The sequence below is a fragment of the Cecembia rubra genome, from assembly GCF_003014575.1.
Taxonomy (GTDB): domain Bacteria; phylum Bacteroidota; class Bacteroidia; order Cytophagales; family Cyclobacteriaceae; genus Cecembia_A; species Cecembia_A rubra.
In genome coordinates this window covers 479759-503154 of the sequence record NZ_PYGF01000001.1, presented here as the reverse complement: position 1 = coordinate 503154, position 23396 = coordinate 479759, and the positions used below count along the sequence as shown (strand labels likewise).

Genomic DNA, 23396 nt, shown 5'->3' with positions numbered 1-23396 from the left:
AATTCAGCGACTGTGCCACGCGTTTTGCTGATCATTAGGCGCTGTTCATCTTTGATATTCTTGTCTGTGTAAAAAAAGCTGAATTCTGTCTTTTCTTCAATAGTTTTAAGGATCTCTTCAATGTTTCCTTCCCTGATATCGAGTTTAATGATTACTTCATCAATACTTTTTATCTGGACCGATTCACTTTTACTGGCTGTTGCTTGAAGACTTATGGTCAGGAAAAGGGCAAAGCAAGTTGCCCATTTGAAGACCATAATCATTGTTTGGTAAATGTTAGGTTTCATATTTTGGGTTGATAAGTGGTACAAACAAATAATTATGGTATTCCCAAGTAATTGTTAGGTTTGAGAGCTTGGGTATATGGTTTGCTAAGTTTTTTCATTTATGGATGTTTCATAGGCAGATCATTTAAATTCCAGAATTACTTTTTTTCCTTGTAATGTATAAGAGAAATCCACTGAATAAGCCAGAACAGATAAGACATTGCTGAGGTATTCATTGGGCTCAAAAGTTCCTGAACACTTATATTGAGGCATTTCCTTTTGATTCTTGACTTCAAAATCCACCCCATACCATCTTTCTAAAGTTTTGATGACCTGTGGAAATGGAACTTTTTCAAATTGAAGAATTCCATTTTTCCAATTCAAAACCTTTTGGATATCTACTTTTTCCTTGGACATCATGTCTGTATGTCGATGAAAATCAATCCCCTCTCCTGGGTCAACCAACAACTCTTGGCCATTTACCTCATTACTAACTTTAATTTTGCCTGTGGCAAGTGCGACTTGAATATCCAACTGCTCTTCATAAGCATTGATATTGAAACTAGTACCTAAAGCCCTTGTCGATATGGGGCCAGTAATTACTGTAAATGGTTTAAGCGGATCAGACTTTACTTCAAAAAAGGCCTCCCCTTTTAAAAAAATGGTCCTGTTATCCGAAAAATCAGTCAGATAGGTAATGCTACTCTCTGAATTGAGATATACATAAGAGCCATCAGGAAGCTTTATTCTTGTTTTTTGTCCTTTTGGAGCATACTTAAGAACTTCTGTAATTTTAATCTCTGTCTTATATTCTTCTGGAAGATTTCCTTCTCTCCCATTGAATAAAAGTAAACTGGCAATTAAAAAAATTGAGATAAATGCTGCCCAAAGTCTCCATTCAATTCTTTTGCTACTATTTAGATATACAAACTTTGATTCTTTTTTGTCAACAACTTGGAGATCCTCATAATCGTTACATTCTTTTTTCCACTCCTCTTCTACCCATTTGTGAAAAGTATGCTCCCCTTCTTCAGTAGCCATCCATTTTTTAAATGAAGCAGCTTTTTCGCTGTCCATTTTCCCCTGTATAAAATTAATATAGTCCCACTGAGAATACTTCATATAATCTTACTTTGTTATATATAGTATTCAGCATATTATTTTACTCAATATGATCTTGAAAAAAAATTAAATTTTTTAACTCAATTAAATTAAAATTAAAAATTGCTGTTAAGTCAATTTTCAAAATTCATAATTGATCTATGTAAATTAAATTGGCTGAGATTATACCTAAGATTTTTTTTGAAGTACATTGAATAAGGAAAAAATCCACCAGAATACAAGTGGTTTTGGTTATAATGCTTTAGAATACCCAGGGTAAGAACATTAAAAAAGCAACCTCGATATGGAGAGGCTTTAAAGGTAATCTAAAGCGTTTCTCAAGTTCATTCTTAATAGTTTTTGTTGCCAGATAAAAATGGTTTTCAACTGTCCTTTTTGACAAACCCAATTGGTCTGAAATTTCTCCAGAAGAAACATGCTTGATAGTTCTCATGAAAAAAATCTCTTTTTGCTGGCTGGGAAGTTTTTCAATTACATCATTGGATATTTTTTCCAATTCTTCATAATCAATCTGATTGTCTGTACTGTTGAAACTTACCTCAAAGTGATTCAATGCATATTTCTCATATTTAGCTTTAAGCACCTCACTTTTAGCTTTTTGGTAAAGTTTTGATTTCAATATGGTAAGTAAATAAGCATTAAAAGACAATTCCGGCTTAAGGTTATCTCTACTCTTCCAAATATTTAAGAATATTTCCTGAGCCATTTCCTTAGCTTCTTCTTCAGGTAGCCCAAATTTTTTAGCAGTATTGATGATCTTGGGATAAAAATAGTTGAAGAGTTCTGTATAGCTTTTTTCACAGCCACTTCGGAGGCATTTCACCAATTGTTCGGTATTGTGAAGGCTTGCTCTTTTCATTCTGGGTTAATGTGCAATTAAATAAGTAAAAAGTAAGAAAAAAATCAATTAATCTTCTACAAAAAAGTTAAAATAAAATATAAAAATTCTCAAATGAAGAAAACAACAGAATATTGAACCTAAAAATGACAGTCCAATGATTTGATATTTTTTGGATACTCTAATTATTTTGCTAGGACCATAGTCCAAAAAACACCTTTTTTACCCACTCCAACTTCCAAAAAATCAGCATCCATCATGAGCTGGCAATGGGACGGACTATCTTTCCATGACTGAACGGCTCTTATCTCGTCCATATTTCCTCTGGCAATATTTTCTCCAAGGGAACGCCATTTATATCCACTTTGATTGACCCTGATTTCCAATGTAGAATTATCTGAACCTATATGATTAAAAAAATTATTCTGATACATGTCATTGGAGTGTTTTTGGGCGGCTTTTGCCAGTAAGTTGTTCCAATTCAAAGGAGATACAGGCGGCATTTCCCTATCGCCACAGACACAACCCTTGGTTCTTACTTCATTTAAATGTGTAAGTAATTTTTGATGATCGAATTCAAGGGTAAGCAAACCGATTTCTGGTTCAACTTTTTCAAGTGTTTCGGGAATTTCAACGCAGGCGCTCATGGTACAAATGATCCCTGCCATGTAAAATAGCGCCTGCTTTTTGAATAAATGGGTGATTCTCATAAACTTACTTTAATTACTCTCAATTAGAACTCCTCAATTCTAAAAGAAAAAAATTGTGGGTGAATAAGTTGAGCTAAAATAGTGCCATTATTTCGATAAAACAAATATTATTCTAAAATTTTTATTCTATCAGTTTTATATTTTTCCTATAAATCATTTATTACATGATTATTCTGTATTACATTGACATTTTTTTTCATTTCATCACAAAACTGAAAAGGATTTTAAAATTTTCCATAAATTGAATCATGCACCAAATTTTAAGTACATTCAAACAATAGTTATTTGCAGGCCGGGTGCATTTTTATAAATTGGGGACTTGATCCAACTGATGAAATTTTGAAAATACTAACCATAGACGTAGGCGGAACGAATATCAAAGCCAAGGTGGAAGGACCTGAAGAAAGAAGAAAATTTCCTTCAGGCCCTGAAATGACTCCTCAAAAAATGGTGGATGGGGTTCTGGAATTGACAAAAGATTGGGATTATGATGTGGTATCCATAGGTTTTCCCGGTATAATTAAAAGCGGAACTGTCATTACTGAACCAAAAAATTTGGGTCCTGGATGGAAGGGATTTGATTTTGGAAAAGCATTTGGAAAGCCGGTTAAAATCATAAATGATGCGGCTATGCAGGCTCTAGGATCCTATTCAGGTAAGGGAGTGCTGTTGTTTTTGGGTTTTGGAACAGGACTTGGTTCTGCAATTGTAGTTGACGGAAGAGTTTTGCCTATGGAATTGGCACATCTGACCTATCGTAAAGGAACCTTTGAAGATTACCTAGGTTTAAGGGGTCTTGAAAATTTGGGACAGGAAAAATGGCAAAAACATGTACATATTGTAGTATCCCGGTTCAAAGACGCATTTCTTCCGGATGATATAGTATTGGGTGGAGGTAAATCAAAATATATCACCAATGTTCCCGGTGGATGTAGGTTAGGAAATAATCAATTGGCATATGAAGGTGGTTTTAAGCTATGGAGATTCAACCTTTAGTATTGATTGCCCCAACCTTGAACTAATCTATCCAATGCTGTAAGGGGACATTTTAAACATTTTTTCAAATTAAGAGTTTTAAATCTAGGCTTTATTTTCAAAGGCATAATGAATACTTTAGCCTAACGGAACATTTATAAAAAAAGAGGCTGTCCTTAGATAAGGTAGCCTCTTTCTTATTTCTATTGTTCTTAATAACTATGTTGTAACTAAATTTCAGATTTTAGATCTGCAATTTTTGATAGATAAAATCTAGTCTTATTAAAGCTTTCTAACCCAAATATTTCTAAAACTTACCAAATCCCCATGATCCTGAAGTTTGATTGGTAATTCATTGGGATGGGCCTTATAATTGGGAATACCTATATATTCTGTAGGCCCTTTGATTTCTACATTGTTCTGGACCAAGATGCCATTGTGAACAACTGTCACCCTTGCTGGAGAAACCAACATACCATCCGCATTGAATCTAGGGGCAGTGAAGTAAATATCATATGTATTCCATTCTCCTGGAGCCTTCATGGCATTGACCAAAGGAGGATGCTGTTTGTAAATACTGGCTGCCTGCCCATTGACATAGGTCTTGCTTTCGTATGAGTCCAATACCTGAACTTCATAATGGGACATTAAAAATATTCCAGAGTTACCTCTTCCTTGACCTTCCCCTTTAATTACTATTGGAGCAGTCCACTCTATATGTAATTGCATATCCCCAAAGCCCATTTTAGTTTGGATATCACCTTTTCCAGGTGCAACAGTCATGGCCCCATTTTGAACTGTCCATTCTGGATTTTGACCTGTCCTGGAACTTACAAAGTTGCTGAGACTTGTTCCGTCAAACAGGATGATGGCATCAGAAGGAGCCATACTATTTTCTTTCCCTGGAGTTACTTTTCTGACTACAGGCTCATAAAATTCAGTGGCTTGGGGTGGTAATTTAAATTCTGTTTGCTGGGCCAAAAGAGGAGAAGCTCCCAATGCCAGGACAAGCACCGAAAAACTTTTTAAAATTGTCTTCATAGGTTTATTTGGTTTATAAATTGTTAGCCCAAATTAATTCAATTCCCATGTATTCAAAAGCCGTTGATGTATTTTCATTTTCTCAGGCTTCACAAAAATGATAATTTCAGGAAATTTAATTCCTTATGAAGAGACCCCTACTCTACTTGTTATTTGCCTTACTGACATTTGGTCAATTGGAAGCACAACAAGATTATTTATTTCCTGGAGAACAATTTGACCCTGCTATACCAAGTCCCAAAGAATTTCTTGGCTACGAAATCGGTGAATGGCATACCCGTTATGACAAGCTAATTGCATATTTTGAAAAACTTGCACATAGTTCTTCTATGGCAGAGCTTCAGGTTATTGGCCAAAGTCACCAATTAAGACCATTAGTGGTGCTTGTTATCAGTAATTCAGATAATATTCAAAACCTTGAAAAAGTCAGGCTCAATCATTTGCAACTCGTGGATCCTCAAAAGCCATTACCGGATGTCTCAAGGATGCCAGCTATTATAAATTTGGCATACAGTGTTCATGGCAATGAACCCTCTGGAGGTGAAGCAGCTATTTTAACTGCTTATTGGTTACTGGCTTCTCAGTCAGAAAAAGCCAGAGAAATCAGAGAAAATGCTATTGTAATGATAGATCCAGCCATCAATCCTGATGGCAGGGATAGACATACCAATTGGGCCAATATGCATAAAGGAAATCCACCTGTGTCCGATCCTTTAGACAGAGAGCACAATGAAATCTGGCCTTCCGGCCGGGTTAACCATTACTGGTTTGATCTTAATAGGGACTGGCTTCCATTGGCACAAATTGAACTACAGTCAAAAATCGACTGGTATCATACCTGGTATCCCAATGTGGTAGGTGATTTTCACGAAATGGGCACCAATAGTACTTACTTCTTTGAACCAACCAAGCCTTTTGGTAGTGAAAACCCTGTAGTCCCAAGAAAAAATTATGAGGAAATAAACAACAAATTTGCTACTTATTTCGCCAAAGCCTTAGATGAAATAGGAAGTCTATATTGGACAAAAGAAGTCTTTGACAATTCCTACCCTGGTTATGGCTCAACCTATCCGGATATACAGGGTGGTCTGGGCTTGGTTTTTGAACAGGCTTCTTCCCGAGGTCATATCCAAAGTTCACAGAGGGGTGATATTACTTTTGCCTTTACAATCCGCAACCAATTAAAAACTTCCATAGCTACAATGGAAGCGGGGGTGAAAGAAAGAGAATATATGCACCGATATCTTCGGGAATTTTTCCAGACAGCTCTAACTGAAGCAGGTAAAGAAAAAGTGAAGTCCTATATCTTTGGAGATGAATTCGATGCATCCCGGAACAGATTATTTCTTCAGTTGTTATTAGACCATAAAATTAAAGTTTACGAAAATGACAGGGATCAGAATTTAGAAGGAAAATCCTTTAAGAAAGGAAAATCATGGGTAGTCCCTACCTCTCAGCCCCAATACAGAATGGTCAGGAGCATGTTTGAAAGGGTCACAGAATTTTCAGATTCAATTTTCTACGATGCCTCCTCATGGACTATGGCACTTGCCTATGGACTTCCTTATGCCGGCCAGACTAATTTTTCAGCCACCAAAGAAATTGTTACTTTAGAGAACACAAAACTTCATTTTCCTGCTCCAGAAAACTATGTTGCTTACATTCTGGATTGGTCAGATTATTTTGCCCCGAAATTCTTACACCAGATTCAGAATGCAGGGATCCACGTGGAAGTAACCTCCCTTCCATTTACCTCGGCCACTGATAGTGGCAACAAAGAATTTCCCGCAGGATCTTTGATTATACCAACTGCATTTCAAAAAATGTCATCCGAAGAATTAAGGAAACATTTGCAACAGGCCGCAACATCAAGTGGTCAAGATGTTTTTGCTACAAAAACCGGTTTTAGCCTCAAAGGAATTGACTTAGGAAGCAACAATGTCACTGCTGTCAGGAAACCCAAAGTTATTATGCTGATAGGCAATGGGACCTCTCAATATGAAGCAGGAGAAATATGGCATCTACTGGATACTAAGGTCGGGATGCCAATTACCAAAATGGATATCAGTTCATTCAATAGGGTAAATTTGCATGATTTTAATACCTTAATCCTACCTTCTGGATTCTACAATATTTTGAGCGGAAGTCAAATCAATCATTTGAAAGATTGGTTAAACCGAGGGGGAACGATCATTTCATTACGGACAGCAATTCAATGGCTTCAATCTCAGGAAATTATAAAAGAGGAATTTCTTTCAGCTGACCAAGAACAAGGGCCTGAATTTATTCCTTTTGCTTCCCGAAGAGATTTTGAAGGTGCTCAGGCCATTGGAGGCAGTGTTTATTTGACACGATTGGATATTACACATCCTTTGGGCTTTGGTTACCGGAATACAGAGCTTCCTGTTTACAGAAATTCCTCCATATTTTTAAAACCTTCCAAAAACAAGTACCAGACACCAGTTAGATATACAGCAGACCCACTCCTTGGAGGATATATTTCCAAGGCAAATTTGGAAAAAATAAAGCAAAGTGCCAGTGTTATTGTATCCCAAGTGGGCCAAGGAAGGGTAATCCATTTTATCGATAATCCTAATTTCAGGGGAACTTGGTTTGGAACTAATAAACTGTTCCTAAATGCCCTCTTCTTTGCTGATAAAATGTAGGTTAATTTGAAAGTAAACACAAAACGAATATCGAAGAATTTCTGATGGCAAAAGTAAAAAGCCGAACCTCACTTTTTACTTTTGCCTTTGAAATTCCCGCTTCTCGACAAAAAATCACCAAATTTGTGAGAAAATAGTAATCAAGTGTCCAAATCCATACTCCTTCTTACCCCACCATTTACCCAGCTGAATACCCCCTATCCTGCAACTGCCTACATCAAAGGTTACCTCAACACTTTGGGTAAATCCGCTTTTCAAGCTGATTTAGGGATTAATGTAATTTTGAGAATTTTTTCAAAACCGGGACTTATTGAATTGTTTTCAGAAGCTGAAAAGCATACTTTAAAGAAAATCAGTTCCAATGCAATAAGAATATTCAAACTAAAGGAAGAATATATTGAAACAATTGATCCGGTCATTAAATTTCTTCAATTTGAAAATCCCACCTTGGCATATATAATTTGTGAAGGTGATTTTTTGCCCCAAGCATCCAGGTTTGATCAACTTGATGATCTCGAATGGGCATTTGGCACTATGGGAATTCAGGATAAGGCAAGACATTTAGCGACATTGTATTTGGAAGATTTAGCTGATTTCATACAGGAGATATTAGATCCCCATTTTGGATTTAGCAGGTATGCAGAGCGTCTAGGTAGATCAGCAGTATCTTTTGATCCGCTACATAATGCATTACAATCTGAACCATCTTTTATTGATCGGTATTTAATTGAAGAGCTGGAAAAAGAAATTGTCCAAACCAATCCAATCCTAATTTGTCTTTCGGTCCCATTTCCTGGTAATTTGTACGGTGCGCTTCGCTGTGGTGGTTATATCAAAAAGCATTATCCCCAAGTCAAAGTTGCCATGGGCGGAGGCTATCCCAATACTGAATTAAGATCTCTGAAAGAAACCAGGGTTTTCCAATATGTTGATTTTATCACATTGGATGATGGAGAAAGACCTTTGACCTGTCTATTGGAATATTTGGAAGGCACGAGGGAAATCCATCAACTAAAGCGGACATTCGCGATTCAAGATGGAAAGGTCAACTATTATAACGGATCCAAGGAAAGCGATATCCCGTTCAGTAAAACAGGTACACCTGATTACACAGGTTTACCTTTGAAACAATACCTTTCTGTAATTGAAATTGCCAATCCCATGCACCGTCTTTGGTCAGATGGAAGATGGAATAAGCTGACTATGGCCCATGGTTGTTACTGGAAAAAATGTACTTTTTGTGATATAACACTTGATTACATTAAAAACTATGAACCTGTAAGTGCATCCATCATCTGTGACCGAATTGAGGAGCTTATAGCCCAAACAGGTGAAACGGGCTTCCATTTTGTGGATGAGGCTGCTCCACCTGCTCTCATGCGGGAATTGGCAATAGAAATCCTAAAAAGGAAAATTAAAATCAGTTGGTGGACAAATATTCGTTTTGAAGAACGCTTTTCCAGAGATCTTTGCCGTCTGTTAAAGGCCTCAGGTTGTATAGCTGTTTCAGGTGGATTGGAAGTGGCTTCTGATCGGCTTCTTGAATTGATGCAAAAAGGTGTGACAGTAGCTCAAGTGGCTAGGGTTGCCAGAAATTTTACAGAAGCGGGTATCATGGTTCATGCGTATCTTATGTATGGTTTTCCCACACAAACTGCCAATGAAACTATTGATAGCCTTGAAATGGTAAGGCAGCTATTTGCCAATCATGTCCTACAATCTGGATTTTGGCATCTATTTGCCATGACCTCTCATGCACCAATAGGTTTGGACCCTAAAGCATATCAAGTAGTAAGAACTGGTCCTGAGCCAGGTGATTTTGCAGACAATGACCTGAGCCATGATGATCCATTGGGTACAGATCATGATCAATTCAGTTCAGGACTCAAAAAAGCCCTATTCAACTATATGCATGGAATCTGTATCGATTTCCCCTTGCAGGAATGGTTTGATTTCAGAATACCTAAAACCAGTGTACCCGCTAATTTTATTTACAAAGCCTTACAGGATGAGCCCCCAATGGTATTTAAACCCAATGCCAAAGTAATATGGCTAGGCAGTAAGCCGGAACTGATAACTTATAGTTTTCAAAAAAAGGGTAAATTAAAAGAGGGTTATAAACTGATTTTTGAACACAAAAGCGGTAGTTCACAAATTAAATTGTCAGAAAATGAAGCGCAATGGCTCTTAGAGACACTTCCATTGCTCCAGCCTTCAAAAGATAAAAAGGAAATGACCATGTCTCAATTAAAAGAAATCTTTGAAAACTCTGGCCGGGGAGATTTCTTAAAATTTTTCAATTCGTTGGACTGGAGGTCACTTGAGGAAGAAGGATTGGTATTGGTGTAAAATGAAAAACCCAGCCTAGAAGACTGGGTTTTCACTCACTTTAACCACTAACAACCATAAAACAAATTCATCATGCTGCAAAGCAATCCGAACGATGAAAAACATCAATTTGTTGTAGTCGATACGGGAATCGAACCCGTGTTTCATCCGTGAAAGGGATGCGTCCTAACCCCTAGACGAATCGACCTCTATTTCAAAAAGAAAACACTGAAAGTTTTCCAGTGTTTTCAGTAGTCGATACGGGAATCGAACCCGTGTTTCATCCGTGAAAGGGATGCGTCCTAACCCCTAGACGAATCGACCATTTTTAAGTTTGGGGTAACCCGTTTTCGAAACGGTGATGCAAATATAGCTGGTTAAATCTACAATCCAAAAACTGACAAAAAAATATTTGGTACTCTCATCCAAATTGCTGAAAATTAGCAGAAAAAAATATTTTTAGTCTTTGCCAAACAAATTCTTAATTTCGCTTTTTATTAAACAAGACTAACCAACTACATGAAGAATAAACGTGTCGCGGTAAATGGATGCGGACGCATTGGCCGATTGACAGTCAAATTACTTTTGGAAAAAGAAGGTATAGACCTGGTAGCAGTAAACGACCTTACAGATCCAAAAACGCTTGCGCATCTTCTACAATATGATTCTGTCCATGGAAAATACCCCCACAAGGTAAGTGTTGAAGATGGACATATTATTATCAGGGGAAAAAAAATAAGAATTTTTGCTGAGAAGGAACCTTCAAACATTCCATGGTCTGATATGGAAGTAGATATCGTATTGGAATCTACTGGTAAATTCACAGACAAATCTTCTGCCTCAGGGCATCTTAAAGCCGGAGCCAAAAAGGTTATAATTACTGCACCGGCCAAAGACGAGGATGTTCCTACCATTGTCCTTGGTGTTAATGACCATATATTGACGGGTCAAGAAAACATCATTTCCAATGCTTCCTGTACCACTAATTGTCTGGCACCAATGGTCAAGTTGTTGGATGAACATTTTGGCATAGAGAAGGGATTTGTATCTACTGTGCATTCATATACCAATGACCAAAATCTTCATGATGCCCCACATAGGGATCTGAGAAGGGCTAGGGCAGCAGCGTATTCCATTATACCTACCACTACCCATGCTGCAAAAGCCATGGAAATAGTTTTACCCCACCTAAAAGGAAAAATTGAAGCCTCTGCTATGCGTGTGCCTGTGCCGGATGGTTCTTTAACTGACCTTATCGTAGTACTTAAACGAGAGACCAGTACAGAGGAGGTAAATCATGTATTCCGAAAAAGTGCTGAAAATGAAATGAAGGGTATTATTGAGTATGTTGAAGATCCAATTGTATCCATTGATATTATTGGCAATCCACATTCCTGCATATTTGATTCGGGACTTACTTCAGCTAAAGGAAACTTGGTGAAAATTGTGGGTTGGTACGATAACGAAGCAGGTTACTCCAATAGATTGGTTGATTTGGTATCAAAATAAGTAGCGGCACTTATTCTTCTGTACCTTCAGTCTTATTGAATTGAGGTTCCAGGAAATCTATAGCTTCCTGAACAGCATCCAAAAATTTCTCAAAATGCACTAAGAATTCGGGTCCAAATCCATGGGACTCAATGATATCTTTTCCTTCTGAAAGTATATCGTTCAATGGGTTGATTTCAAACATCACAAGGGAAGGCTTGACCTTATGGCGGATTTCCTGAATCGTATTTTCATCTTCCAGAGAAGCCCCCTCTATATAAGTATTCCTTAACTCCACCAATGAAGTATAAATGGCAGATACCAACTCAGCCTTGAAGTCAGCATCACCATCAGTCATTTCATGGATCTTATCAAAATTAACAGGCGGCGTATTGTACATGCTCAAAATTTATTCACTTGCATTTATGCCGGCCAGATATCCCGTACTCCAAGCAGCCTGAAAGTTAAAGCCTCCTGTGATTCCATCAATATCCAGCACTTCTCCGGCGAAAAACAAACCTCTTACCAGTTTACTTTCCATGGTCTCGGAATTCACCCCATCCAAATTTACACCTCCGGCCGTCACGAATTCCTCTTTGAATGTTGTTTTTCCTTTCACGGCTACAATATAGGAAAAAAGATTTTGAACTAATTTATGGAATTGTTTTTTTGGCAAATTTTGCCAGACAGTTTCTGTCGATATTTCTGCTTGTTCACAAAGGTGGAGCCAAAGCCTTGCAGGTAAACTGAACAATGGACTGCCAGTGATTTTTTTCTTGGGATGGTCATTCCGGAATTTTTGTAAATCCCGAATAAGTTGATCCTCGGTCCAATGTTGGTTCCAACGTACATGTGCCTTGGCTTCATATTTTTGATCATAAAGCCATTTGGCTCCAAATGCAGATAATTTAAGTACTGCAGGGCCACTGAGTCCCCAATGAGTAATCAATACCGGTCCTTTATATGCCAATTTAGTGCCTTCTAATCTTACCAAAGCATCAGGAACAGCTATTCCCATGAGTTTCCTAATAGGTTCCTGGGGTGTATTAAAAGTAAATAAAGAGGGAATAGGATCAACAATACTATGGCCTAAATCCTTTATAAATCCAAAACTTTCAGCCTTGGGAGCTCCCCCACTACAAATTATAATCCTGTCAAATTGAAAGGGTTTTTCTTTTGTCAAAACTTCAAAATAATCTCCTTTCTTTTGAATTTTTTCTACACCATGATTAAGCAAAACTTTTACCCCAAACTCATAAGCAGCTATTTGTAAAGCATCAATTATGGATTGGGAATCATCTGATACAGGAAACATCCTACCGTCCCTTTCTACCTTTAGAGATACACCCCTGCCCTCAAACCAATCTATGGTATCTTTGACTGAAAAATATTTAAAAACCCTCTTCAGAAACTTCTCTCCTCTTGGGTAATTCTTCACCAAATTTGAGTTTTCAAAAGCCGCATGGGTTACATTGCATCTTCCTCCTCCGGAAATTTTTACTTTTGCCAGCGGTTTGGATGTTTTTTCCAAGATAAAAACCTCAGCACCTGCCAATGCAGCATGGATAGCTGAAAAATATCCGGCTGCTCCTGCACCTATGACTCCTATTTTCATATTTGAACTGGGTCCTTTATTTCCTTTTGCCTGTTAATCCACCCATGATACCTCGGCTCAATTCCCGGAAAATTGTCCTTCCAATTTGCCTTACCATTGTGTTTTTGCTCAACTCTTCAAATATAGAGGTTTCTTTTGGAGGTCTCCCATGACTCTTTCTTTGTGAAGGATGAGCATCTTTTTCTTTTTCTGAATCAATTTCAGCCCTGGTAATTTTTTCATCCAAAATTTCAAAAGCGCTCTTTCTATCAATTTCAACATTGTACTTTTTTACAAGGAATGAATTATTGACCAACTCTTCAATCTCTTCTTGACTTAGGATATTCATTCTGGTAATAGGTGACCTGAGCAATGTATGAGCCAAGGGAGTTGGGATGCCCTTTTCATTCAGCACTGTTACTAAAGCTTCCCCAATACCCATTGAAGTCAATATTTCCGATGTGTTGTAAAATGAGGTGATGGGATAATTTTCGGCTGTTTTTTTGATTGCAGTTCTGTCTTTTGCCGTAAATGCCCTTAAGGCATGCTGAATTTTCAATCCGAGCTGTCCAAGCACCTTTTCAGGAATATCAGTGGGCGTCTGGGTACAAAAATAAACCCCTACTCCTTTGGATCTTATCAATTTGACAATGGCCTCAATTTTGTCAATCAAATCTTTGGACGCATTTGAAAATACCAAATGGGCCTCATCTATGAACAGACAAAGTTTAGGTTTACCTGAATCACCTTCCTCTGGAAATGTTTCATAGATCTCTGATAATAAGGAGAGCATAAAGGTTGAAAATAATTTAGGCCTGTTCTGAATATCGGTCAATCGGATAATAGACAAAACTCCTTTGCCATTTGAAGTCCTCACAAAGTCATTCACATCAAAGGAAAGTTCTCCAAAAAAGCACTCCGCACCCTGTTGCTCCAACTCAATGATTTTTCGCAAAATAGTATTAACAGTAGCGGATGATACAGCGCCAAACTCTTTTTGAATATCTTCCTTACCCTCGTTGATGACATATTGGAGAACTTTTTTCAAGTCTTTAAGGTCAAGCAAAGGCAAATGATGCATATCACAATACCTAAAAACCAAAGCAATTACACCTCTCTGTGTATCATTAAGTTCCAAAATCTGTGAAATCAAAACGGGCCCAAACTCTGAAATTGTAGCTTTAAGTTTAACACCTTTCTCTCCACTGATAGACATGAGTTCAACAGGCAAACCGGAAGGTTCATAAGGAATACCGATCAATTCACATCTTTTTTCAATGATGCTATTCAATTTTCCTGGCATCGCAAGACCTGATAAGTCTCCCTTAAGATCCATCAGTACGCAAGGAATTCCGTTCATTGACAATTGCTCTGCAAAGACCTGTAGGGTTACGGTCTTTCCTGTACCTGTAGCTCCAGCAATCAGTCCATGGCGGTTAAGTGTTTTGAGAGGAATATGGATTTGGGCATGTGGTATTGGTTCTTGGTCCAAAACCGCTGTACCAAGAATAATGGAATCCCCTTTGAAAGTGTATCCCTGTTCGATATGGGATTTAAATTCATCGATTTTGGCCATGACAAAAATGGTTTTAGCGAAACATTACATTACAAATTAATGAAACAAATCCATTCCTGCTCAACAAATTTTCCTTTTAGATTCAAGATTTTTCAATTTATCTTGAGCAAGTTTTGTCCGGTTTTCCATTATGAAAAATTACCAATACCTTTCCCTTGTATTTATTCTGATGCTTGCTTGCAAAAGTACTGCCAATGAACCTTCACCCGCGACCCAAAATAAAGCCATTGAATTGACCTTAGCAGAAGCAAACAGGTTGGCAGCGTTGCCCTTGCATTGCATGCAGGAAGAGTATCCAAATAAACTAAACCAAACACTTGAAAATGAATCTTATCTTAAAGGTCCCAGGGCTCTCCATCCTTCTTTTTATGGATGTTTTGACTGGCATTCAAGTGTACATGGCCATTGGATGCTGGTAAGTCTACTGAGGCAATTTCCAGATTTGGAAAAGAAAGATGAAATCAGGCAAAAACTACTTGAAAACATGAGTAGAGAAAACATTAAGGCTGAAGTAGCATATTTCTTTGCTCCACAAAACAGCAGTTTTGAAAGGACTTATGGATGGGCATGGGTACTAAAATTGGCAGAGGAAATCCACTTATGGGAGGATCCATTGGCAAGGGAATTAGAAAATAACCTGCAACCTTTGACAGATTTGATGGTGGAAAAATACCTTGAGTTTTTGCCCAAACTCATTTATCCTATTAGGGTTGGAGAACATACCAATATTGCTTTTGGGCTTTCATTGGCCTACGATTATGCTGTCACAGTCCAAAATGAAGAATTAAAAAACCTAATCAAAACCAGATCCATGGAATGGTTCAAGGCTGATACTAATTGCCCGCTTACTTGGGAACCCAGTGGATTTGATTTTCTATCGCCTTGCTTTCAGGAGTTGGATATCATGCGGAAAGTCATGGAACCCACTGAATTTCTGGATTGGCTGAATCGCTTTATGCCTGAATTGTCAAAACCTGATTTTCAACTCGAACCTGGGAGAGTAAGTGACAGGACTGATGGCAAATTGGTCCATTTAGATGGATTGAATTTTTCAAGGGCTTGGGTATTGTATGGACTTATTAAGGATTTCCCGGTTGATTATGGTCATTTGATGGAGGTAGCCAATGCACATGTTTCATATTCTTTGCCTTCCATCGTTGACGACAACTATGAGGGAACCCATTGGTTGGGATCTTTTGCTATTTATGCCTTACAACAGGCACCATGAAAAAGGACTGGAAGAAATACCTGGGCCCCGGACCTTTGGTTGCTGCAGCTTTTATCGGGCCGGGAACAGTAACTGTATGTACGCTAGCCGGTGTTAATTTCGGTTATGATTTGCTTTGGGCACTTGGACTTTCAATTATTACAACGATCGTATTGCAGGAAATGGCTGCAAGGATTGGCTTGATCACCCAAAGAGGATTGGCAGCAAATATTTCAAATACCATACAAAAATCAGGTTGGCGAATCTTTTCAATTTCACTGGTCCTTTTTGCCATTGTCCTCGGAAATGCTGCCTATGAAGCAGGAAATATAAGCGGAGGAGCTTTAGGGGCTGAAATTTTTATTAATCTTCCTGTTTTTGAAATAGGCAAGTTACAGTTCAACCCCCTCAACCTATTGATCGGTGTAATGGCGCTTATCCTCTTGTTCAGTGGAAGCTATGTCCTAATTACTAGGTTCTTGACCGCATTGGTAATATTAATGAGTTTGGCTTTTGTAATCAGTGCGTTTTTAGTCCGTCCAAATTTTTATGCCATTATGGGTGGATTTATGCCAAGGATTCAAATTGATCATGTAATTACAGTTGTTGCACTCATCGGGACCACTGTGGTTCCTTACAACTTATTTTTACATTCAGGTTTGGTTGCAAAAAAGTGGCAAAAATTAGATGATTTAAAATATGTTCGTATGGATACGCTCATTGCAGTTATTCTGGGCGGCTTAGTTTCTATGGCAATAGTAGTGACAGGTGTAGCAGGAAAAGCTTTTGAAGTCAATAATGCAGTGGACTTGGCAAAAGGCCTGGAACCTCTTCTGGGAGGTAATTTGGCTAAGTATTTTATTGCTTTTGGTCTTTTTGGAGCAGGAATAACCTCGGCAATTACTGCTCCTTTGGCTGCTTCAATGGTCATTACAGAATGTTTCGGTTGGTCCAGTAACATTAAAGGATGGGCCATGAGGTGCAGCATAGGTGTAGTATTGGGCTTGGGTTTGATTTTTTCTTCTTTGGGAATTCGGCCTATTCAACTCATTACTTTGGCACAATTGGCCAATGGGATACTTCTACCGCTGCTTTCAGGATATGTTATATGGCTGGTTAACAAAAAGGCACTAATGAAAGGCTTAGAAAATTCGATTAAACTCAATCTGCTCAGTGGGATCATTTGGTTGATTACCCTTTTGTTAGGTATATTGAGTATTCTTAAGGTATTTGGACTGATCTAAACGAAAAGTAAAGGATGAATTTTTTTTATTGCTTATGAAAATTTAATCCATCCTATAATTATGGACATTTTTAAAAAACAATGGAAATTTTGTTTAATTTTCCTTTGCTTTATCATTTCAGTTTCCAATGAAAAATCCATTTCTGCTCTTTGCCGCATTTTTGTTCACTGCATGTACCCAAGTAGGATTTGAATCCAGAATTTGGTTAACCGATCCAACAGGTGGAATATTATTCCAGGAACAGGATAAAGTCTCCTTTTCCAATTCAGCCCCGTCAGGAACAGTGATTGAAATTAATCCGGAAATGCAATATCAAGAAATGGATGGCTTCGGGTTTACTTTGACCCAAGGATCAGCCATCCATTTATTAGGAATGAGTGAAGAAGGGAGAAAAGCAATTTTGGAAGAACTTTTTGGTTCAGGTGAAAATAGTATCCGTATCAATTATTTGAGATTATCAGTTGCCGCTTCCGATTTAAATGAAACTGTTTTTTCTTACCATGACCTGGAAGAGGGAGAAATTGATCCGGAACTGGAAAAATTCGATTTAGGGCCTGATCGAGATGATGTAATTCCGATACTGAAGGAAATTTTGGATATCAATCCTGAAATAAAATTAATGGCTTCTCCCTGGTCTCCGCCTGCTTGGATGAAAGACAACAAAGACACACGTGGTGGTAAATTGCTTTCTGAAAATTATGATGCATACGCCCTCTATTTTGTCAAATACATCAAACAGATGGAGGACGAAGGAATAATAATCGATGCAGTAACTGTTCAAAATGAGCCTCTACATCCAGGTAACAATCCCAGCCTCTTGATGCTTCCCGAAGAACAAGGTTATTTTATAAAAAACCATTTGGGGCCAAAATTCAAGGAGCATGGTATATCTACTAAAATAATTATTTATGATCACAATGCAGACAGGCCTGATTACCCTATCAGCATTTTGGATGATCCTGATGCAAAAAAATGGATAGATGGTTCTGCCTTTCATTTATATGGCGGAAAGATAGAAGCACTCTCAGAGGTTCACAGGGCACATCCTGATAAAAATATTTATTTCACAGAACAATGGATTGGCGCACCTGGGAATTTAGCAGGAGACTTGGTATGGCATGTGAAGAATCTGATCATTGGAGCAACTAAGAATTGGGCTAAGACCGTCTTGGAATGGAATCTAAGTTCATCACCTGATTTAAGGCCATTTACTGATAGAGGTGGTTGCAGTCAATGCTTAGGTGGGATAACCATAGATGGGGATGAAGTTACGAGAAACCCTGCTTATTATATTTTGGCCCATGCTTCTAAATTCGTTGACCAAGGGTCAAAAAGGATTGATTCTACTGAGATTGAAGGTCTTCCAAATGTAGCCTTTTTAAGGCCAGATGGGGGGGTAATTTTGATCATACTAAATGAGAGCAAAGAAAACAGGGATTTCAATGTTAGCTATGCTGGACATTCTGCTGCATTGCAAATAGCTCCTGGTGCTGTAATCAGCCTTTTGATTGAATGAGAATTAGAGAGGAATAATATTGCGGAAATGGATTTTGGGTAAAAATGCCCTTAAAATGTACTTGGTTTCCGGGATGTGTTTCACCCTTTCCAATCTATTCAGGATTTCTTCATTGTTTTCTAAATACTCCTCTTGGGAAATAAATCCATATGCTGCAAGGATCCCATTCTCAAATAGCAATGCACAGGTTTCATTCACCGATCTTCCTTTTTCTTTGATAAGTACACTGCCTTTTTCTGATTGAATTGAGTCAATAAATTTCTGGGCCCTTTTATTATATACTTCTACCTTTTCCTTGCCACAGCAGGCACCTAGACATTTGTTGATTTGATGATCATAACACTCCATGGCAGTTTTTTGAATTCCAGTCAATTTCGGGCAAAGTTCAAAATGCTCAGTTTGCTCCATGATATACTTCCAAGCTTCCGAATGGGAATCAAATTCAAGTAGATTTTGAATTTTACTATTATTTTTACTGACCTGAAACCGTATAAAACCTTGGCTATCTTCATATTGAAACAAAGCCCAATTACTGCTTTGGTATTTCAAAGCCCTGTTGTATTTTGGCCAAATCCTTTTAATTTCCAGGGTTTCCAATAGGTAGGCAAGGAATTCTGAACCTGTCAATACCCAAGTGATATCATTAATTTCAGATTTGAGCAGTATTTTTTCCCGGGAGTTACCCGAGAAATGACTTTTAAACCTGCTTTTGATATTCAGTGCTTTTCCTACATAGATGACCTGTCCATTTTTGTCATGGAAAAAATAAACCCCGGTAGCTTCAGGTATTTGTTGATACCTTTCTTGGGTAATGTGGGGAGGCAGGAAACTTTCGCCATTTCCTTTTTTAAGACTTTGGAGAATTATTTCACTTTGATATTGATAAATCCTCCTAAAAAGGAGTTCGGTAGCTTCCGCATCTCCAAATGCCCTATGTCTTGCACTGATTGTTATAGAAAGCTTCTCACAAATCCTTCCCAGACCATAGGAACCTAAACCCGGAAATGCTTTTCTGCTAAGTCTAACCGTACACAGTTTGGGAACATTGAAGTCCAGTCCACATACCTTAAAAGCTTCCCTGATAAAGGTGTAATCAAAATTAACATTGTGGGCTACAAAAACTCTTCCCTTTAGAAAATCATAAAACTCTTCAGCTATTTCCCCAAATGTCGGGGCAGATTCCACCATCTCTTGGTTGATGCCAGTCAATCCAGTTATAAAATTGGGAATAAATCTTTGAGGGTTGATCAAAGTATGGAATTTGTCAAGCACTTTATGTCCATCAGAAACTATAGCAGCTATTTCGGTTATCCCTCCCTGATTGGGATTCCCACCTGTGGTTTCTATATCTACGATTACAAATTCCATTTTAATTATTCAGGAGCAAGTTTAAAGAAGCTTTCCGAATAAAACATTCCTGTAGAAAAATAGTGTCAGTAAATGTCTTATTTTGTACAATATTTCCTTTCTTGTTCCAATTTTTAGCGCTTATCAATAGGAAATATAACAGAATCAAAACTTTTAATAAATTACAAAAAATTAACCTAAAACGACCTATAAACCTTGAAAAGAAGAGATTTCGTCAAATTGAGTTCCCTATTATCTGCAGGCACAGTATTACCTTTTACCAATCTTTCTGCATGGCAAAAGGATAAAGTTTATCAGATCGGCATATTAGGATATGGAGACAGGGGCTCAGGATTACACCAGGTTTTACGCCAAATGCCTGATAAATTTGTTGTAAAAGCTATCTGTGATGATCTTCCATTAAGATTGGAAAACGCCCGGAAAAATTACCCCAATGGTATTCAGTTTTATCAGGATTTCAGGAAATTATTAGACCAAAAGGACTTGGATATCATTCTGGTTGCCACTCCGCTTTACCTTCACTTTGAACATGCAAAGGCAGTATTGGATTCAGGGAAGCATCTCTTTCTGGAAAAAACCATGGTATTCAATGTGGATCAAGCTATGGAGCTTAATGCTTTAAAGAAAAAATTTGCAAAACAAGTAATACAAATCGGCCATCAATACCGCTACTCCCCTCTTTATTTTAGGGTAAAAGAGATGATTCAAAATGGCTGGTTGGGGGATGTGACACAAATTGAAGCCAGATGGGACCGAAACAATAATTGGAGAAGACCAGTACCTAATACTGAATTGGAAAGAAAGATCAATTGGAGAATGTATAGGGAATATTCAGGTGGTCTTGTGGCTGAATTGCTTTCCCATCAGATCGATTTCATACATTGGGCTTTTGAAACCCGTCCTAGTACTATTTACGGAGTAGGTGGTATTGACCATTATAAGGATGGGAGAGAAACTTTCGATAATGTACAAGTAACTCTACGTTATGAGGATGTGGGAATGGTTGGAAATTTTGGGGCTACATGCGCCAATCAGCATGAAGGTTATTCCTTTAAAATAAAAGGAAGTCAGGGAATGATATCCTTACTTACCAATGAAGGAATTTTTTATCCCGAGCCGGACACCAAAACCCACTTGGAAGAAGTAGACGGAGTTTCTGGTGCTACAAGGTTATCATGGTCAAATGACAAAAAAGGTATAAAAATCCTGGATCAACCAACGAAGGATGGTTCTTATTATGCCTTGGAGGATTTTTACCGTTGTTTGACAGAAAATGAACTCCCCCATTCTAACACAATAAACGGTGGTAAGACTGCTATCACAGTTGCATTGGCCAATCAATCAATTTATACAGGAAAAATAATGAACTGGAAACCAGAGTTTGATTTGGTTTGAAACGTATTGCATTAGAAATAAAGTTATGTAAACATTGCTGGCCATTAACGAAAAACCGGATCCTAAATGGATCCGGTAGTTTCAAGTGTAAGTTCAAAAAAAGTGCTGGTTCTCTCTATGTTGTTTAAATAGCTTATTCAAAGCACAAACACTGACGTAAATATCGGTAATTCACCATCAATAAAAAATACCACAAAAGTGGTATTTTTTATTGATAATCCTCCAGAATTTAAATTTTTATATATCTATGTTGCTTTTGAAATCCTCTCAAAAGTGATTTCATTCAACATCCACTAAAACCAAAAATAAAATCAAAGATTTTTTTAAACAGATTTTACATACTGAGCAATCAATTTTTCCGCACATCTTTCACCATCCATGGCTGCGGATACAATACCCCCGGCATAACCTGCACCTTCAGCGCATGGATAAAGTCTTTTCACTTGTGGGTGTTCAAAACTCTCCCTGTCTCTTGGAATCCTAACAGGAGAAGAAGTTCTGCTTTCTACACCTATAATCTGAGCATCATTGGTTAGATAACCCTTCATTGTTTTACCAAAAGCCAGGAAGCCCTGCCTCAATCTCTCTGCTATAAAATTTGGCAAAACTTCATACATATCTACTGACTTCAATCCAGGTTGATAAGATGTGTCCAAAAGAGAACCGCTAACCTTTTTATTGACAAAATCCATCATGCGTTGGGCAGGAGCAGTTTGGGACTCGCCCCCCAATTTCCAGGCTATTTGTTCCACATCTGATTGAAACATCATTGCCGCCAAAGGACCATATTTCTGATAATGAGGTAAATCATCCAATTCAACTGCTGCAACCATACCAGAATTTGCAAATTTACTGTCCCTCCTACTGGGGCTCATTCCATTGACCACAATTTCTCCAGGTGAGGTGGCTGCTGGTACAATAAAACCTCCCGGGCACATACAAAAGGAAAAGACTCCGCGTTGTTTACCCTGAAAATAAGTCTGCTGTACTAAAGCATAAGAGGAGGCAGGCAAATAAGGTCCCCTATCCACCTCGCAATGGTATTGAATCCTGTCAATTAAATTTTGGCTATGTTCAATTCTTACACCTAATGCGAAAGGCTTAGCTTCTATCAGGATACCTCTGTGTTTGAGCAAGTGGAAAATATCCCTTGCTGAATGTCCTGTGGCCAAAATTACCCCAATGCCTTTGATCTTTTCGCCATCTTGGGTCACCACTCCCTTCATCTCATTAGCTTCCAAAATGAAATCTACCACCTTGGTTTCAAAGAGAACCTCTCCTCCTGCCAGGAGGATACTTTCCCTGAGTTCAGCTACTAACTTGGGGAGTTTATTGGTTCCAATATGGGGATGTCCGTCCACTAGAATATCTTCTGTTGCACCATGGGCAACAAATATCTCCATGATTCTTCTGATATCTCCCCTTTTTTTGGAGCGGGTGTATAATTTTCCATCTGAATATGTGCCTGCTCCCCCTTCTCCAAAACAATAGTTGGATTCAGGATTGACAATATGTTCTTTGTTGATGGCAGCTAAATCCCTTCTTCTTGCCCGCACATCCTTTCCCCTTTCGATCACTATAGGTTTGATGCCAAGCTCTATAGCACGGAGTGCTGCGAAAAGACCCGCAGGACCTGCTCCTACTATGATCAATTGCTCCTTATTCGAAACGTTTTGATAGGCCTTAGGGGTTTGTAAAAGTGGTGTCAGCGGTTCATTGACAAAAATCTCAGCAGTGACATTGACCCTAACCTGTCTTCCTCGGGCATCAATGGATCTTTTGGTCTGTCGGGCAATAGCCTGAACATTATCAGCGGATAAACCAGCTTTTTTCAGCGCCACTTGTTGGAACATTACTTCATCATAAGCCTCTTCAGGGCTCAGCTGTAATTGCAGTTCTTTTTTCATTAGGTAAGGTATTTATCCTTAAAATTTAAAAGCGAGATGCTAGAGATTAGATACTAGACTCAAGATTCAAGACTCAAGACATAAGATTTCGAAAGTTTCAACATGAAGGAATAAAGGAAGTTTATTCATTGGAGCTGCAATCTCAGGCTTTATCG

17 protein-coding genes and 2 tRNA genes are annotated in these 23396 nt (G+C 38.1%); 8 read left to right on the top strand and 11 right to left on the bottom strand.

From position 1 onward, the window contains the following. Nucleotides 1–407 precede the first annotated feature (407 nt). The 3 genes from CLV48_RS02025 to CLV48_RS02015 all read right to left on the bottom strand — a co-directional run bounded on the left by CLV48_RS02025 (nt 408) and on the right by CLV48_RS02015 (nt 2894). The gene (locus tag CLV48_RS02025) at nt 408–1388 is read right to left on the bottom strand and encodes a FecR family protein (protein ID WP_106565560.1); all 981 of its coding nucleotides are present in this window, start codon (nt 1386–1388) and stop codon (nt 408–410) included. Nucleotides 1389–1629: 241 nt separating this feature from the next. Further along, nucleotides 1630–2247 carry a sigma-70 family RNA polymerase sigma factor gene (locus tag CLV48_RS02020; protein ID WP_106565559.1) on the bottom strand — a complete coding sequence of 206 codons (618 nt, stop codon included), beginning with the start codon at nt 2245–2247 and terminating at the stop codon, nt 1630–1632. A gap of 164 nt (nt 2248–2411) precedes the next feature. Further along, nucleotides 2412–2894, bottom strand: coding sequence for a CAP domain-containing protein (locus CLV48_RS02015; RefSeq protein ID WP_245889455.1), 483 nt, complete (start codon nt 2892–2894; stop codon nt 2412–2414). 381 nt (nt 2895–3275) lie between these two features. On the opposite strand from CLV48_RS02015, the gene CLV48_RS02010 reads away from it, so the two are divergent. Further along, complete coding sequence (locus CLV48_RS02010; RefSeq protein ID WP_106566092.1) at nt 3276–3932, top strand: ROK family protein; 657 nt, start codon at nt 3276–3278, stop codon at nt 3930–3932. 261 nt (nt 3933–4193) lie between these two features. Here the strand turns inward: CLV48_RS02010 and CLV48_RS02005 are convergent, their stop codons facing one another. Beyond that, nucleotides 4194–4952 (bottom strand): 3-keto-disaccharide hydrolase, encoded by a 759-nt coding sequence (locus tag CLV48_RS02005; RefSeq protein ID WP_106565557.1) that lies wholly within the window; start codon nt 4950–4952, stop codon nt 4194–4196. A 125-nt stretch (nt 4953–5077) separates the two neighbouring features. Here CLV48_RS02005 and CLV48_RS02000 point away from each other — a divergent pair, with 125 nt between their 5' ends. Next, complete coding sequence (locus CLV48_RS02000) at nt 5078–7618, top strand: M14 metallopeptidase family protein (protein WP_106565556.1); 2541 nt, start codon at nt 5078–5080, stop codon at nt 7616–7618. A gap of 144 nt (nt 7619–7762) precedes the next feature. Beyond that, nucleotides 7763–9967 carry a B12-binding domain-containing radical SAM protein gene (locus tag CLV48_RS01995; RefSeq protein WP_106565555.1) on the top strand — a complete coding sequence of 735 codons (2205 nt, stop codon included), beginning with the start codon at nt 7763–7765 and terminating at the stop codon, nt 9965–9967. Between the two features lie 115 nt (nt 9968–10082). Here CLV48_RS01995 and CLV48_RS01990 read toward each other — a convergent pair. Together CLV48_RS01990 and CLV48_RS01985 are read right to left on the bottom strand one after the other, a co-directional pair. Next, nucleotides 10083–10154, bottom strand: a tRNA-Glu gene (locus CLV48_RS01990). 44 nt (nt 10155–10198) lie between these two features. Next, nucleotides 10199–10270, bottom strand: a tRNA-Glu gene (locus tag CLV48_RS01985). Nucleotides 10271–10465: 195 nt separating this feature from the next. Here CLV48_RS01985 and gap point away from each other — a divergent pair. Next, a complete protein-coding gene (gene gap / locus CLV48_RS01980) occupies nt 10466–11455 on the top strand; it encodes a type I glyceraldehyde-3-phosphate dehydrogenase (protein ID WP_106565554.1) in 990 nt (329 codons plus the stop codon). 10 nt (nt 11456–11465) lie between these two features. On the opposite strand, the gene CLV48_RS01975 is transcribed toward gap, so the two are convergent. The 3 genes from CLV48_RS01975 to CLV48_RS01965 are packed head-to-tail and all read right to left on the bottom strand — an operon-like array spanning nt 11466 to nt 14604. Continuing rightward, entirely contained in the window at nt 11466–11834 is a 369-nt protein-coding gene (locus tag CLV48_RS01975; protein WP_106565553.1) for a hypothetical protein, read from the bottom strand. A gap of 9 nt (nt 11835–11843) precedes the next feature. Then, nucleotides 11844–13049 carry a BaiN/RdsA family NAD(P)/FAD-dependent oxidoreductase gene (locus tag CLV48_RS01970; RefSeq protein WP_106565552.1) on the bottom strand — a complete coding sequence of 402 codons (1206 nt, stop codon included), beginning with the start codon at nt 13047–13049 and terminating at the stop codon, nt 11844–11846. Nucleotides 13050–13065: 16 nt separating this feature from the next. Continuing rightward, nucleotides 13066–14604 (bottom strand): helicase HerA-like domain-containing protein, encoded by a 1539-nt coding sequence (locus CLV48_RS01965; RefSeq protein WP_106565551.1) that lies wholly within the window; start codon nt 14602–14604, stop codon nt 13066–13068. 130 nt (nt 14605–14734) lie between these two features. On the opposite strand from CLV48_RS01965, the gene CLV48_RS01960 reads away from it, so the two are divergent. The 3 genes from CLV48_RS01960 (at nt 14735) to CLV48_RS01950 (ending at nt 18571) form a co-directional block, all read left to right on the top strand. Further along, entirely contained in the window at nt 14735–15832 is a 1098-nt protein-coding gene (locus CLV48_RS01960; protein WP_106565550.1) for a DUF2891 domain-containing protein, read from the top strand. Then, the gene (locus CLV48_RS01955; RefSeq protein ID WP_106565549.1) at nt 15829–17055 is read left to right on the top strand and encodes an Nramp family divalent metal transporter; all 1227 of its coding nucleotides are present in this window, start codon (nt 15829–15831) and stop codon (nt 17053–17055) included. Before CLV48_RS01960 ends, CLV48_RS01955 begins: the two co-directional genes overlap by 4 nt. A 127-nt stretch (nt 17056–17182) precedes the next feature. Further along, a complete protein-coding gene (locus CLV48_RS01950) occupies nt 17183–18571 on the top strand; it encodes a glycoside hydrolase family 30 protein (protein WP_106565548.1) in 1389 nt (462 codons plus the stop codon). A 3-nt stretch (nt 18572–18574) separates the two neighbouring features. Here CLV48_RS01950 and CLV48_RS01945 read toward each other — a convergent pair whose 3' ends face one another. After that, nucleotides 18575–19939, bottom strand: a complete 1365-nt coding sequence (locus CLV48_RS01945; protein WP_106565547.1) for an exonuclease domain-containing protein — start codon at nt 19937–19939, stop codon at nt 18575–18577. Between the two features lie 195 nt (nt 19940–20134). On the opposite strand from CLV48_RS01945, the gene CLV48_RS01940 reads away from it, so the two are divergent. After that, nucleotides 20135–21334, top strand: a complete 1200-nt coding sequence (locus tag CLV48_RS01940; RefSeq protein ID WP_106565546.1) for a Gfo/Idh/MocA family protein — start codon at nt 20135–20137, stop codon at nt 21332–21334. Between the two features lie 323 nt (nt 21335–21657). On the opposite strand, the gene CLV48_RS01935 is transcribed toward CLV48_RS01940, so the two are convergent. Then, nucleotides 21658–23241, bottom strand: coding sequence for an NAD(P)/FAD-dependent oxidoreductase (locus CLV48_RS01935; protein ID WP_106565545.1), 1584 nt, complete (start codon nt 23239–23241; stop codon nt 21658–21660). Nucleotides 23242–23396 lie beyond the last annotated feature (155 nt).